Source organism: Pseudomonas sp. OV546, assembly GCF_900116845.1.
Taxonomy (GTDB): domain Bacteria; phylum Pseudomonadota; class Gammaproteobacteria; order Pseudomonadales; family Pseudomonadaceae; genus Aquipseudomonas; species Aquipseudomonas petroselini.
Genome location: NZ_FPCE01000006.1, coordinates 266,115 through 282,010, shown reverse-complemented (window position 1 = coordinate 282,010; position 15,896 = coordinate 266,115). Strand labels below are relative to the sequence as shown.

Sequence of the window (15,896 nt, the reverse complement as noted above, 5' to 3'; positions counted from 1 at the left end):
CTGACGGAGCGCCCTGCTTGCCCTCCTTATAAAATGAATGTCCGCACCACGGCGGGTGCCCAACCCGGCTCTGCAACGCCGAAAAATACCGACGTTGCAGGGTCGGTGGCCAAACAGGCCTCAGTTGCCCCCAGATAACCTTTCGTCACTCCCAAAGAACAAAAGAATCAAGATAGGCGTAATCACCCACTTCCATGATCATCCGCTTTATTTTTGTTCCTGCAGGAGCAGAAAAGTCTACAGTCTGATTGGTCGAGCCGCCTACAGACCCACCGACCAATGCATGCACACCTATTTCCTCGTCTTGCTCATCGAAAAAGATCACTCGGGCATGGAGGTGGAGATAAAACACGGAAAACTGAATACGCGCATACAACGATCTGAAATCCAGTTGTACCTTCTGCTGTGGATTTAAATCCGGCTCATTAAAGGCTACAACTATCGCGGGTCCTGCTGGGGCATATATGTATTTATGTATCCCAGACACGCCTGGCGATCCCGGCAACAGCGTGATTTTCATCCTCAACCCTGGCTCATCAATACTACCCCCTGCCTCAATTAATCTATCGGGGTGATTGTCGAAGTTTTCATAGTGAATTTGTTTTTTGGTCCTAACCTTCAGCGTCAGTGTCGGAAACACGATGGCTTCACTTTCAACCACATTGCCATCTACGGTGACCTTGCACAAAACTGTCAGGTCACTTTCATCTTTTAATAACTCAATTTCGTTCCGTGGTAATAAATCTACCAGCCCCTCGCCCGCTTCTGCGTCCGTCAGCGCTTTGCTCGACGACACCGTAATGGTGTAAGGCTTTCCGTCCTGTTTAGTACCTATGCAGCGCAACCAGACTTTTTGCCCCGCCAGGGCAAACCACCATTTTTCCACGGTGATGGACGCATCGCCTGAAAAGGTGGCCAGATCCAGAATGCCACCTTGCACGACCGGTGGCGTGGCCTGTGGGACAACCGGCGTCGGCAGACGCACAGGTTTGCTGATCTTCACATTCAACGGCAGTGATGTCTGCACCTTGCACGCCGTGGTCACGGTGTAGGTGATCGCCACTGTTTTGCCCATGCTCTCGATAACCGCTTCCCGCGGTAGTGAGAAAATGACTGCACCCACAGCACTGCCGGGCTTGGAGGCCAACGGCCAGCAGGTACCCTCCGGTCTCTCCCAACACAGGCTGATACTGTGCTTGGGGTGTTTGCCGGTGTAACTCACTTCGACATGGACGCCCTCGCGCCCATTCCAGGCAGTCAAGTCGGTGCCGACCGCTTCCGTCACTTTGGGCGCCGCCAGCACCAGAGGTTCCTGCTCGATGTTGAATGCCTGCGCAGGAAACTCATGGGCGTCCGCCAGGGCGGTGGCTTCACAGAAGCTCGCCGCGAAGTGCAGTTTGAATTCACTGCAATCGGCCAACTGTAGCAATACTTCCCTTGGGATCCGCGCATCCACGCCATGCACCTTCCAGTCCTCGTTGACAGGTGCATCAGACAAAATGTCGAACCGGTACGCGCTGCCGTTTTCACGTTCGCCCGTGATCCACATCCAACAAAGATTCGAACACTCGGCATAGTTCCAGACAGGCACAAACGCAGTCGCACCTTCCAGGAATGTCCTGAGGTCTACCGTACCGTGGGTGGCCTCTTCAATCTCCGGATGATGGAACTGAGGCGTCAAAACGCTGATCACCCGTGCGGGTGATGATTGTTCATTGTCATTGAACGCAACGGTGTAGCTCAGCGTCATTTCTTTTTTGAAGAAACACGCAACGACACAAGCCGGCAATTTGACGGACGCCAGGTCCTCATCGTTTTCAATCGTCACACAGCCCAGCGGCCTCTTCGCATAACCGGGTCCACTCACATGGAAACAGACATGGTCACCGACATAGGTATCCAGGCCGGGGGCATCTACATCCCCACCGTCCTTGGTGAGTTCAGGGTTCAGGTACCACTCATCCTTGTACAGCACTGACTGCCGTAGATGGGGAGGCGGCGGGTTTTCAAGGCGAGGATCCTCAATCAATCTACTGGAAGGACGAGGACGGCCTTCAAGAGCGTTCTTTGGGAGACGCGTCTCAAGGGTAGGAACGACTTCAGCCGGAGGCAGTGGGGGGCGACCATCGCAGATCCAGCCCCAATGAATAGTCAGCGATCCCCAAGGCCGCCGACGCCCCATCCAACCGCGTGGCAGAGAAAACCTGAACACATGACCCGGCACCGCCTCCTCCGGAGTGACAACGCGAGAAGCAGCCACGATGTTGAAAGCGAAAGGCGTCTTGTCCTGATCACCCGCCACGTTTATGAATAGTTGATCGCCTGCTTTAACGAGAGGGTGGGCAAACGCGAGGATCGTTTCGTTCCCGGTAAATTTGTGCATATCCAACGTGGGCGTATTGTCAACGAGCTCGGAATGGACAAACTTGGGTACATAACCTTCAAGATCTTTTTCATCATAAAACCGAACGCCCACCTCGGCGACCCGGGACTCTGCGACCTGCCCGCCCACCCTCCCTTTATAGGAGAAAAAGAGTGTGTGCCCCATGCCAGATGTTATGTAACTCAGAGGAAAGAGGATGCGCCGGACGCCGCTGGTTCCACTTTTATCCACAATGTCTTCAAATACCGTTTCGCCCCCATGCTGAAACTTAACTGATACGGTGACGGTAATATCCGAATCGTCCATGTTCGAATCCGTGGTCAGATACGGCCCCTCTTTCACATCCAGCGGATAGAGCGTTCCTCCCTCGCCTTTGTAGATGACCGGAGCGCCAACCTCGACTGCCTTAGGGGTTCGTGCATTGTCTGTATTTGAAGAAGTATTAGACGTAGGTTTTTTTTGCGGCATGGTGAGAACTCCATGTTCCATAGGCTATTAACCTTGACCTGCCTCAGGCCAAGGGCTTTCTCCTAGTGAGCGCTTTTGCTACGCCTTCGCCTACTGTCAGAGTTAACAGTTCTGACGAAATCCCACGCCGTAGCCGACCAACGGCCGCCTCAAAACCCCTCCAACTCCGCCATCAAATCACTCAACCGATCCACCTTCTCGGCACTGATCTCATTCGCCGCCAACCCCTCGATATACTCAGCCAACTCCGCCACCGTGCTGCACTCGAACATCGCCCGCAGCGGCACATCCCGTTGCAGGGTTTTCTGCACCCGCGAGGCAATCTGCGTGGCCAGCAACGAATGCCCGCCCAGTTCAAAGAAGTTGTCCTGCACCCCTACCCTATCGACTTTCAGCACCTCGGCCCAGATAGCGGCCAGGGTGGTTTCCAGTTCGTTGCGCGGCGCCAGGTAGTCCTGGCTGTGCAACTGGCCGATCTCCAGCGCCGGCAGGGCCTTGCGGTCGAGTTTGCCGTTGGCGTTGAGCGGCAGGCGGTCGAGCCATAGCCAGTGCAGCGGCACCATGTATTCCGGCAGTTCGGCCCGCAGGCGTTGCTTGATGCGGTCCAGGCGCTCGCCTGGGTTCAGTGCTGCATCCGCGGCCACCAGATAGCCGACCAGATGCTTGCCGTTGACGCCTTCCTGCACGCCCACCGCCGCATCGCGCACTTCCGGTTGTTCGTGCAGGCGCGCTTCGATTTCACCCAGTTCGATGCGGTAGCCGCGAATCTTCACCTGGTGGTCGACGCGACCAACATACTCCAGCACACCGTCACTGCGGCGGCGCGCCAGGTCACCGGTGCGGTAGAGGCGTTCGCCGGGTGCACCGAACGGGTTCGGCACAAACACCGGCGCGGTGCGCAGCGGGTCGCTGACGTAACCGCGACCGACGCCGGTCCCGGCGACACACAACTCGCCGACAGCACCTTGCGGCACCAGCTCCAATGCACCATCGAGCAGGTACAAACGGTTGTTGTCGGTCGGCGTGCCGATCGGCAGGTAAGTGCCACGGGTCGAGGCCAGGTCGACGCGGTAAAACGCCACATCGTCCGAGCATTCCGCCGGGCCATACGCGTTCACCAAACCTATCTGCGGGTAGCGCAGCAGCCATTGGTGCGCCAGTTCCGGCGGCATGGCTTCACCGGTCGGCAGCATCCAGCGCAGGCCGTCCAGGCTGATACGGTCCTGGGCCAACATACCCTGGATCAGCGACGGTACGCTTTCCAGCACGGTGATGCCCTGGGCCTGCACATGTTCCAGCAGGCCCTGTGGATCGTGGGCGAGGGTGTTCGGCACAATATCCACCCGTGCGCCGAACAGCGGCGCGGCGAGGAATTGCCACACGGAAATATCGAAGCTCTGCGAAGCGGTTTGCGCAATCACATCCGCGTCGCTCAAGGCCAGGTACGGCACCTTGCTCAACTGGTTATTGAGCATGCCGCGCTGTTCCACCATCACACCCTTGGGCAGGCCGGTGGAGCCCGAGGTATAGATCACATAGGCGAGGTTGTCCGGGCCGCTGTAGAGGCCGGGGTTTTCGCCACGCGCCGGTATTTCTTCCCACACCAGCAGCTGGCAATCGAAACCGTCCAGCAACTCGATGGCCTGCTCGCGGCACGCCTCGGTGCACACCAGCAACGGCGTGCGGCTCAAGTCGATGATGCTGCGCAAACGCTGGCTCGGCAGGCCCGGGTCGAGCGGCAGGTAGCCGGCACCGGCCTTGAAGCTGCCGATGATCATGCCCAGCAGGTCGAGGTTGCGTTCGGCGAGCAGCGCCACCGGTTGATCGAGGCCGACCCCCGCTGCGATGAGCGCGTGGCCCAGGCCGTTGCTGCGACGGTTCAGTTCGTCATAGGTCCATTGCTGGTCGAGGCAACTGGCGGCGACGCGCTGCGGATGCGCGGCCACCTGCTCTTCGAACAGCTCGATGTAGCTGCGCTGCAGCGGATACTGATGTTCGCTCTGGTTACAACCGTCCACCAGGAACTCGCGCTCCTGCTCGCCAATCAGCGGCAGGTCGGCCATGTCGCCGTGGAAGCCCTGCACCAGCGCCAGCAGCAGGCGCTTGAACTCGCCAAGCATGCCTTGCACGGTGGTTTCGTCGAAGTAGCGTTGGTCGTAGGACAGGTGCAAACCGAGGTCATCGCCTGGATAACACACGGCGGTCAGCGGGAAGTTGGTGTGGGTGCGGCCGGAGTCCGAGGTGGCATTCAGGCTGTGTGCGCGGTCCAGCACCGAGACTTCCACCGGGGCATTTTCGAACACGAACAGGCTGTCGAACAGCGGCTGGCCCTTGGGCAGTTCGCTGTGTTCCTGGATCGTCACCAGCGGCAGGTATTCGTACTCGCGCAGTTGCATATTGCTGTCGAGCAGGCTGTTCAACCACTGGCGCACGCTGCAAGGCTGGTCGTCCTCGGGCAGTTTTACCCGCAGCGCGATGCTGTTGATGAACAGGCCGACGGTGCGTTGCATCTCGGGCATCTCCACCGGGCGCCCGGCCACGGTGACGCCGAACAGCACGTCGCGATCACCGCTCAGGCGTCGCAGCACCAGCGCCCACGCCGCCTGGGCGAAGGTATTGACGGTCAGCTGATGGGCCTGGGCCAGTTCGCGCAGTTGTGCTCCATCGCAGGCGTCGAGACGGGTGTAGCAATCGCCCACCACCATGCCGCCGCTGTGACCCGCGTGCTCACGCAGGAACGGCCGGTCGCTCGGGATCGGCGTGGTGCGCTCGAACCCTTGCAGGTTCTGCTGCCACCACTGGCGAGCCTCGTTGAGGTTCTGGCGTTGCAGCCAGGCGATGTAGTCGCGATAACGCGGCGGTGTGGCCAGTTGCGCTTCGCGGCCTTCACCGAGGGCCATGTAGATCTCGAAGAAGTCATTCATCAACAACGAACGGCACCAAGCATCGATGAGGATGTGGTGGTTGCTCATCATGAACCAGTAGCGTTCGGCGCCAACACGGATCAGGCGCAGGTGGAACGGTGCCTGGTTGAGCAGATCAAAACCGGCCTCGCGCTCTTGCTTGAGCAGCGCTTGCAGACGCGGTTCCTGTTCGCTTTCCGGGTCAGCACTCCAGTCCAGATACTCGATCGGCGTGCTGCCCGGTTTGTGGATCACTTGCAGCATGTCTTCGCCGACGTTCCAGCAGAACGAGGCACGCAGGGCTTCGTGACGAGCGATCACCGCCTGCCAGGCCTGGGCGAAACGCTCGGGGTCCAGGCCGCTGTTGATGCGGTAGCGGTCCTGCATGTAGTAGAGGCCGGTGCCCGGCTCCAGCAGGGTATGCAGCAGCAGGCCTTCCTGCATCGGGGTCAGCGGGTAGACGTCTTCGATAACGGTGGCCGGTACCGGCAAGCTGTCGAGTTGCACCTGGCTCAGGTGGGCCAGCGGGAAGTCGGACGGCGTAAGACCACCGGCATCGTCCTGCAGGCAGTGCTGGGTCAGGCTGTGCAGTTCGGCCAGATACGCCTCGGCCAATTCGCGCACGGTAGCGTGATCGAAGCGTTCACGGCTGAAGGTCCAGCGCAGCACCAACTCGCCGCCGTAGACCTGGCTGTCGACGCTCAACTCGTTAGGCAGCGGCGCGTCCGGGTCATGGGCCAGGCCTGCGGATTCATCCAATGGGTGGAACAGCGCATCGGCGCCGAAGCTCTGGTCGAACTGGCCGAGGTAGTTGAAGGTGATCTGCGCGCTCGGCAAGACGGCCATGCTCTGTTGGCACAGATCATCGGCCAGGTAGCGCAGCACGCCGTAGCCCAAGCCTTTATGCGGCACAGAGCGCAGTTGTTCCTTGATCGCCTTGATCGAGTCGCCCTGAGCAGCGTGCGGAGTGAGGCGCAGCGGGTAGGCGCTGGTGAACCAGCCGACGCTGCGGGTCAGGTCGATGTCATCGAACAGGCTTTCGCGGCCGTGGCCTTCCAACTGGATCAGCGCCGACGCGTGGCCGCTCCAGCGGCACAGCACACGGGCCAAGGCCGTCAGCAGCAGATCGTTGACCTGGGTGCGGTAGGCGCTCGGAGCCTGTTGCAACAACTGACGCGTATGCTCGGCATCCAGGCGCACGCTGACGGTGTCGGCATCGCGGTTGCGCAGCGAACCCTGCGGGCGGGCCACCGGCAACGCCACATCAGGGCCCTCCAACTGCGCCTGCCAGACGCTCAATTCTTCACGCAGGGATTCGCTGCCGGCGTAGGCCTGCAAACGCGCGGCCCACTCACGCAGGGCACTGGTCTTGGCCGGCAGGCTGACGGACTGGCCGTCGCTCAACTGGCGATAGACCGTTTGCAAATCTTCCAGCAAGACCCGCCACGACACGCCGTCCACCACCAGGTGATGGATCGCGATCAGCAGGCGTTGCTGCCCCTCGGGCCCGTCCACCAGCAAGGCGCGCAGCAGCGGGCCGTGTTGCAGGTCGAGGCTGCGTTGGGTGTCGGTGAACAGTGCGGTGCATTGTGCCATATCGCGCACTTGCGCCTGCATCAGTACGCCGCCTTGCGGCACGGCCAGGTGCTCGGCGTGCCAGTGCGCGTCACGCTGGGAGAAGCTCAGGCGCAGGGCGTCGTGGTGTTCCAGCACCGCCAGCAAGGCTTGCTCCAGGCGATGCGGCACCAGCAGTTGCAACGGCTTGAGGACCAGCGCCTGGTTCCAGTGTTGGCGCTGTGGGATCTCAGTGTCGAAGAACCAGTGCTGGATCGGCGTCAGCCCGGAGGTGCCGGTCAACACACCCTGTTCGGCCGTGACCTGCTCGGAGCGCGTGGCGACCGCCGCCAGGGTTTGCACGGTCTGGTGCTGGAATAGGTCGCGGGGGCTGAAGTGAATCCCGGCCTGCCGCGCACGGCTGACCACCTGGATCGACAGGATCGAGTCGCCGCCCAGCTCAAAGAAGTTATCGTCGAGACCGACTTGCTGCACATTCAACACAGCGCACCAGATGGCGACCAACGTGCTTTCAAGTTCGTTGCGCGGGGCCACGTATTGTTGGCGGTTGGCTTCCGGGTCCGGCTGCGGCAAGGCGCGACGGTCGAGTTTGCCGTTGGCGGTCAGCGGCATGCTGTCGAGCACAATCAGGTGCGCGGGCACCATGTAGTCCGGCAGTTGCGCCTTGAGGTGAGCCTTGAGCGCATCGCGTAATGCGCCGTGCTCGGCATCGCTGACCAGGTACGCCACCAGCTGCTTGCCACTCGGCGCATCCAGCGCCAGCACCACGGCTTCGCGCACGGCCGCGTGTTCCAACAGGCGGGTTTCGATCTCGCCCAGTTCAATACGGAAACCGCGAATCTTCACCTGATGGTCGATACGTCCCAGGTACTCCACCAGGCCATCGCCGCGTTGGCGCACCAGGTCGCCGGTGCGGTACAGGCGCCCGCCATTGTGGGCAAACGGGTCGGCGACAAACCGCTCGGCGGTCATGCCCGGACGTTGGTGATAACCCTGGGCGAGACCCGCCCCACCGACGTACAACTCACCGGTCGCGCCTTGCGGCACCAACGCCAGGTCGGCGTCGAGAATATAGGCCACGCGGTCACCAATAATGCTGCCGATCGGCACGCTCGCAACGCCCTCCTCCAACTGCTCGGGCGCGAGGCTGGCCAGCGGCATTACCACCGTTTCCGTCGGGCCGTAGGCGTTGAAAAACACCTGCGGCTGGAACGCGGCGCGGATGCGCTGCAGGTGTTCGCCAGTGAGCGCTTCGCCACCGGTGATGCACATGCGCACCGGCAAGGTCTGCTGCTGGGTCGCCAGCCATTGCGCCAACTGGCTGCCATAGCTCGGCGTGAAGCCTAGGATGTTGATGCGATGGGTGCGGATCAGCGCGCAGATTTCTTCTGCATCCCACTGGCCCTGGGCACGCAATACCACCTGCGCGCCGCTGAGCAGCGGCACCAGCAAGCGTTCGGTGGCGGCGTCGAAGTTGATCGAATAGAAGTGCAATTCGCAGTCGTCTGGACGCATGCCAAACCGCTCGATCACCGCCGCGCAATGCATGGCGATTTCACCGTGGGACACCACCACGCCTTTCGGCTTGCCGGTGGAGCCGGAGGTGTAGATCAAGTACGCCTGGTGCTGCGGCAGGCTGATAAAGGGCGGCTCATCGGCCGGGTAGTTGGCGAGCACCGGCAGGTCATCTTCCAGGCACCAGCACGCCACGCTCGCGGGCAATTCGCCGAGGGCTTCGAACATCGCCGCATCGCTGAGCAGCAGGCCGACGCCACTGTCTTCGATCATGTAGTGCAGACGGTCCAGCGGGTATTCCGGGTCCAGCGGCACATAGGCGCCGCCGGCCTTGAGGATCGCCAGCAGGCCGATCACCATTTCCAGCGAGCGCGGCAGCGCCAGGCCCACGCGCACCTGCGGTCCGACGCCACGCTCGCGCAGCATCCAGGCCAGGCGGTTGGCGCGGGCGTCGAGTTCGCGGTAGCTCAGGGTTTCACCGGCAAAGGTCAGCGCCGGCGCATCGCCACGGGCTGCCGCTTGCTGGCTGAACAGTTGATGAATGCACTGGTCGAGACGGTGCTCGCCCGCCTCGATGCCCAGGCTGTCCTGCAACGCGCGTTGCTCGGCGGCGGTCAGCAACGGCAGTTCGCTGAGCCGTTGTTGCGGGTTGGCGATCAAGGCTTCCAACAGGTTGCGCCAACGTTCGGCCATGCGCGCAATGCGCGGCTCGTCGAACAGGTCGGTGCTGTAGGTCAGGCAGCAGCCCAGGCGATGATCGAGGTCGGTGACCTCCAGGTTGAGGTCGAACTTGGTCGCGCGCGCATCGTTGGCCAGGTACTCGACGGTCATGCCGGCCAGTTGGCGGCTCTGCTGGAACTCCCAGCGCTGCACATTGCACATCACTTGGAACAGCGGGTTGTACGCCGCACTGCGCGGCGGCTGCAGGGCTTCCACCAAGTGATCGAACGGCAGGTCCTGGTGGGACTGGCCTTCGATGACGGTGTGGCGCACCTGTTCGAACAACTCAGCGACGTTCATCTGCCCACTGAGCTGGCAACGCAGCACCTGGGTATTGAGGAAAGCGCCGATCAGCCCTTCGCTTTCCGGGCGAATACGGTTGGCCACGGGGGCACCGATGCGCAGGTCGGTCTGGCCGCTGTAGCGGTAGAGCAACACGGCCAGGGTGGCGGTCATGGTCATGAACAGGGTCAGGCCACGTTCGGCGTTGAAGGCCCGCACGCGGGCCGCCAGGTCATCGCTCAGGTCGAAGCGGTACAGCTCGCCCCGATGGCTTTGTACCGGCGGGCGTGGGCGGTCGCCGGGCAGTTCCAGCAACGGATGTTCCGTACCCAGCTGCTGGGTCCAATAGTCCAACTGACGCTGACGCTCACCCGCTTCCATCCACTGGCGTTGCCACACGCTGTAATCGAGGTACTGCACCGGCAGCGGCGCCAGCGGTGACAGGCGCTCGTCGATAAAGGCTTCATACAACGCGCTGAGTTCACGGGCAAAGATGTCCATGGCCCAGCCTTCGGTGACGATGTGGTGCAGGGTCAGCACCAGGTAGTGTTCGCGCTCAGCGGCCTTGACCAGGCAGGCTCGCAGCAACGGTCCGGTTTCCAGGTTGAACGGCGTATGCGCCTCGTGATCCGCCAATTGCTGCAACCGTGACTGGCGTTCGGCTTCGTCCAGCGCGGAGAAGTCCTGCCAGTCCATGCGCAGGCCGGTCTGGGCCGAGACCTTCTGACAGGCCACGCCGTCGACACTCGGGAAAGTGGTGCGCAGGGTTTCGTGACGCATGATCAAGGCCTGCAGCGCCGCCTCGAAACGCCCCACATCCAGCACGCCACGCAGGCGCGCCATACCGCCGACGTTGTAGGCAGGGCTGTCCGGCTCCATCTGCCACAGGAACCACATGCGCTGCTGGGAATAGGACAGCGGCACCGGTTGGCTGCGGTCGACCTTGGCGATGGCGGTCTGTTGGTTGCGTTGGCCCGACGCCTGGATCAGGCGGACCTGCTCGGCAAAAGCGCCCAACTCGCTGGCTTCGAACAAGGTCCGTAACGGCAGCTCGACGTCACACGCCTGGCGGGTGCGGGAGATGATTTGCGTGGCCAGCAACGAGTGGCCGCCAAGGGCGAAAAAGTCATCGCGCAGGCCGATGCTGGGCAAGCCGAGGACTTCGCGCCAGATGGCGGCGATCTGCTGTTGCAGCGGGGTCTCGGGCTCGACATGTTCACGCACGTGCCACACCGGCTCCGGCAGCGCGCGACGGTCCAGCTTGCCGCTGGGGCTCAGGGGCATGGCGTCCAGGCGCATCAATAGCGCGGGCACCATGTACTCCGGCAGCTCGGCGGCCAGGGCGCTCTTGACGTGGTGTTCGTCCAGCTCGGCAGGGGCGGTGTAGTAGCCGATCAGCTGTGCATCACGCACCAGCACCACAGCTTGGGCGATGCCCTCCAGGGCGAGCATGCGCGCTTCGATTTCTTCCGGCTCCACACGGAAGCCACGCAGCTTGACCTGCTGGTCGAGGCGCCCAAGGTACTCGATCACACCCTCGGCGTTGAAACGGGCGCGGTCACCGGTGCGGTAAAGGCGCGCGCCCGCCTCACCATAGGGGTCGGCAACGAAGCGTTCAGCCGTCAACCCGGCGCGGCCGAGGTAACCCCGGGCCAGGCCAATGCCGCCGATGCACAATTCACCCGGCACACCCAGTGGCACGGGGTTGAGTTGCTCGTCCAGCACGCGGCAGATCACATTGCCCAACGGACGCCCAATCGGCGAGCGCTCGCCGTCTTCCGCGCGGCAGTGCCAGTGGGTCACGTTGATCGCGGTTTCGGTCGGACCATAACGGTTGTGCAATTGCACTGCCGGCAACTGCGCCAGGACGCGGTTGCGCAGTTCGGCGGGCAAGGCTTCGCCGCCGGAGAACAGGCGGCGCAGGCTGGTGCATTCGGCCACCTGCGGTTCGTCGATAAACAACTGCAACAGCGGCGGCACAAAGTGCAGCGTGGTCACGCCGTGTGCCTGCACCAACTGCGCAATGCGATGCGGGTCGCGATGTTCACCAGGGCCGGCGAGTACCAGTCGGCAGCCGGTGATCAGCGGCCAGAAGCATTCCCACACCGACACGTCGAAACTGATCGGCGCCTTTTGCAGCAGCACATCGGTGTCGTTGAGTGGATAGGTGGCCTGCATCCACTGCAAGCGCTCGGCCAATGCCGCATGCGTGTTGCCCACGCCTTTGGGCTGGCCGGTGGAGCCGGAGGTGTAGATCACGTAGGCGAGGTTATCGCCGTGCAGGTGCAAGCCGGGTGGCTGGGTGGGCCAGCTGTCGAGGTGCAGGCTGTCCATCGCAATCACGCACACGCCGTCGGCGCTCGGCACCTGTTCCAGCAATGCGGTCTGGGTCAGCAGCAGGTGGACGCCACTGTCTTTAAGCATGTAGGCCAGGCGCTCGGCGGGGTAATCCGGGTCCAGCGGCACGTAGGCGCCACCGGCCTTGATGATCGCCAGCAGGCCGATCAGGAGGTGCGGCGAGCGCTCGGCGGCGATGGCCACGCACACGTCCGGGCCGACACCTTTGTCGCGCAGGTAGTGGGCCAGGCGGTTGGCCTGGGTGTGCAGTTGGGCGAAGGTCAGGCTGCCGCCCTGCCAGACCAGCGCGATGTTGTCCGAGGTGTGCCTATTGAGCAGCTCCGGCAGCCATTGCTGGGCAGGTGTGCAAGGTGCTTCGCTCCACGGCTGCTGCTCGTCTTCCTGCATCAGCTTTAGATCGCCGATGGCTTGCTGCGGCTGGTCACACGCGGCTTGCAACAGGTTGATGAAGTGCTCGGCCAAGCGCTGGACGGTCGCGCTGTCGAACAGCTCGTCGGCGTAGTCGAACGACAGGCTCAGGCGCCCGTTGCGGTCTTCTTCGCTGTGCAATTGCAGGTCGAACTTGGCGTCACGGCTGTGCCATGGCAGTTCGTCGGCGAGCATGCCCGGTAGACGGCGCAAGGCGCTGAGGTCGCGTTGCTGGTGGTTGAACATGACCTGAAACAGGCCCTGTTCGCGAGCTTGCGGGAAAGCTTCCAGCAACTGTTCGAAGGGCAGGTCCTGATGGGCCTGGGCGCCCAATGCCGTCTGGCGTGTCGCGGCCAACAGCTCGCTGAACGGCAGGCGCCCGTCCAGCTCGGCCCGCATGACCTGCGTGTTGATGAAGAAGCCGACCAGGCCTTGGGTTTCCTGGCGCGGACGGTTGGCGTTGGGCACGCCGATGCGGATATTGCGCTGGCCACTGTAGCGGTAGAGCAGGCTCTGGAAGGCTGCCAGCAACAGCATGAAGGGTGTGGATTCGTGGGCCTGGGCGGTCTGGCGAATCGCTTCGCTGAGGCTCACACCAAGACGTACCGTGTGGCGTGAAGCTGTGTGACGGTGGTGTGCCGAGCGCGGGTGGTCGGTGGCCAGGCTCAGGGTGGGATGCTCTTCACCCAACTGCGCTTTCCAGTACGCCAGTTGGCGCTGGCCTTCGCCTTCGGCCAGCCATTGGCGCTGCCAACTGCCGTAGTCGGCGTATTGCAGGGCCAGCGGTGGCAGCTCCAGGGTTTGGCCCTGGGCGGCGGCGGCGTAGAGGCGCGAGAATTCGTCGATGAGGATGTTGAGCGACCAGCCGTCAGCGATGATGTGGTGCAGCGTCACCAACAGTTGGTGATCCTCATCGTCCAGGCGCACCAGGGTTACCCACAGCAGCGGGCCCTTTTCCAGGTCGAACTGGGTACGGGCTTCGTCTTCGCGGATCTGCTGTGCACGGGCTTCGCGTTCGTCAGTGGGCAGGTCGCTGAGGTCGATGACTTGCAGCTCGAAATCCGCCTTGGCCTCGACACGCTGGAAGGCCTGGCCGTCTCTTTCGTAGAAGCGGGTGCGCAGGGCTTCGTGGCGCTGGACCAGGTGTTGAAAGCTCAAGCGCACGGCGTCTTCATCCAGCTCGCCGCGCAGGCGCAGGGCGCCGGGGATGGTGTAGGCGCTGCTGTGGGGGTCCAGTTGCCAAGTGATCCACAGGCGGTTTTGTGCAAGGGATTGGGGCAGGTCTTCCTGGCGTGACAGGGGTTGGATCGCGCCTTGGGCAACACCGCCATCCTGTTGCAACTGCGCAACGTTGGCGGCAAAGCCTTCCAGGGTTGGCGCTTCGAACAGCATGCGCAGGTTCAGCTCCAGGCCGAGTGTTTCACGCAGGCGCGCGACCACCTGGGTGGCGGTGATGGAGTTGCCGCCGAGCAGGAAGAAATGGTCATCGGCCGCGACCGTCGCGACGTGCAGTTGCTCGCACCAGATCGCGGCGATCTGGTTTTGCAGTTCGCAGCCCAACGCTGCATCGCTGACCTGCACGTGCAGATCAGGGAACTGCGCATAGCTGTCGAGGCTGCCATCGGCATGCCGCAGCGCGCACGCCGCACGTTGCACCTTGCCGCTGGAGGTCTTCGGCAGGGCGCCAGGGTTGAGCAGCACCACCACGCTCGGCGCCTCCTGGTACGCCTCGGCAACGGTTTGGCGGATCGCCTTGATCAGTGCTTCGGGCGGCAGGATTTTCTGCACGCTGCGGCTGATTTCGGCGGCAATGCCAATACCTTCCAGGCCTTGGTCATTCACTGCAAATGCCGCGACCCGGCCTTTGCGCACGACTTCCACTTCGCGCTCGATGGTCTGCTCGATGTCCTGCGGGTACAGGTTGTGGCCGCGCACGATCAGCAGGTCTTTGAGGCGACCGGTGATGTACACCTCGCCGTCACGGATAAAACCCAGGTCGCCGGTGCGCAGCCAGGTACGGCCGGCATGCTGCACGAAGGTCTTGGCGGTGGCTTCGGGGTTGCGCCAGTAGCCGTGGGCGATGCTTGGGCCGCTGGCCCAGAGTTCGCCGACGCGGTTGTCGGGCAGTTCGGTGAGGGTCTGCGGGTCGGCAATCAGGACCGCATGCTCGGGCTGGTGGGTGCCACAGCTCATGATTGCACTGCCCTGCCCCGGTTCGGCGCGATTGGCGGCCAGGGCCTGCTCGTCGACCCGCAGCGCGGGGATGCCATGGCCCCGCGTGCCACCGGCGACAAACAGGGTCGCCTCGGCCAGGCCGTAGGAGGCAAAGAAATTGTTCGGGGTAAAACCGCAGGTGGCGAACTTCTCGGCGAAGCGTTCCAGGGTGTCGAGGCGGATCGGTTCGGAACCGGAATAGGCCACGCGCCACTGGCTCAGGTCCAGGCGTTCCAGCGCCGAGTCGCTGACCCGCTCGCTGCACAGGCGATAGGCGAAATCCGGGCCACCGCTGATGGTGCCACCGTATTCGCTGATCGCTTCGAGCCAGCGCAACGGCCGGCCGAGGAAGTAGGCCGGCGACATCAGCACGCACGGCACGCCACTGAAGATCGGTTGCAGCAGGCCGCCGATCAGGCCCATGTCGTGGTACAGCGGCAGCCAGCTGACGATCACGTCATCCGGGTTGAGGTCGATGCCGAAACCGCGACGGATCAACACTTCGTTGGCCACCAGGTTGCCGTGGCTGACTTGCACGCCCTTGGGCAGCGCGGTGGAACCGGAGGTGTATTGCAGGAAGGCGATGTCGTCCGGCTGCAGGTCGGGAGCGATCCAGTCGCCGGCACTCTCAAGGCTATCGACGCTCAATACTGGCGGCGCGTTTTCAATCTGCGCCAGGCCGTCGGCGAGGCTGGCGATGGTCAGCAACAGGCGCGGTTCGGCATCGCTGATGATCGACAGCAAGCGCTCCTGATGATGGCGACGGGTGGATTCCGGCGGATAGGCCGGCACCGCAATGACCCCGGCGTACAGGCAACCAAAGAACGCCGCGACGTAATCCGGGCCGCTGGGGAACAACAGCACCGCACGGTCGCCCAGGTCCGCATTGGCTTGCAGGGCGGCGGCAATGGTGCGGGCGCGCTGGTCCAAGTCGCGGTAACTGAGTACAACGCTATGCTCGGCGGATTCGGCGAGGAAGCGCAGGGCGACCTGGTCCGGAGTCTGCGCGGCGCGACGTTGAAGGGAGTGGACCAGCGTTTGGGGGAGTTCGAAGGCGTCCATCATGGGGT

2 protein-coding genes are annotated in these 15,896 nt (G+C 62.8%); both read right to left on the bottom strand.

Translation table 11 applies throughout. From position 1 onward, the window contains the following. Nucleotides 1-145: 145 nt before the first annotated feature. Entirely contained in the window at nucleotides 146-2,851 is a 2,706-nt protein-coding gene (locus BM403_RS16300; protein WP_093543734.1) for a hypothetical protein, read from the bottom strand. Nucleotides 2,852-3,000: 149 nt separating this feature from the next. Further along, nucleotides 3,001-15,891 (bottom strand): non-ribosomal peptide synthetase, encoded by a 12,891-nt coding sequence (locus BM403_RS16295; RefSeq protein WP_093543732.1) that lies wholly within the window; start codon nucleotides 15,889-15,891, stop codon nucleotides 3,001-3,003. Nucleotides 15,892-15,896: the final 5 nt, after the last annotated feature.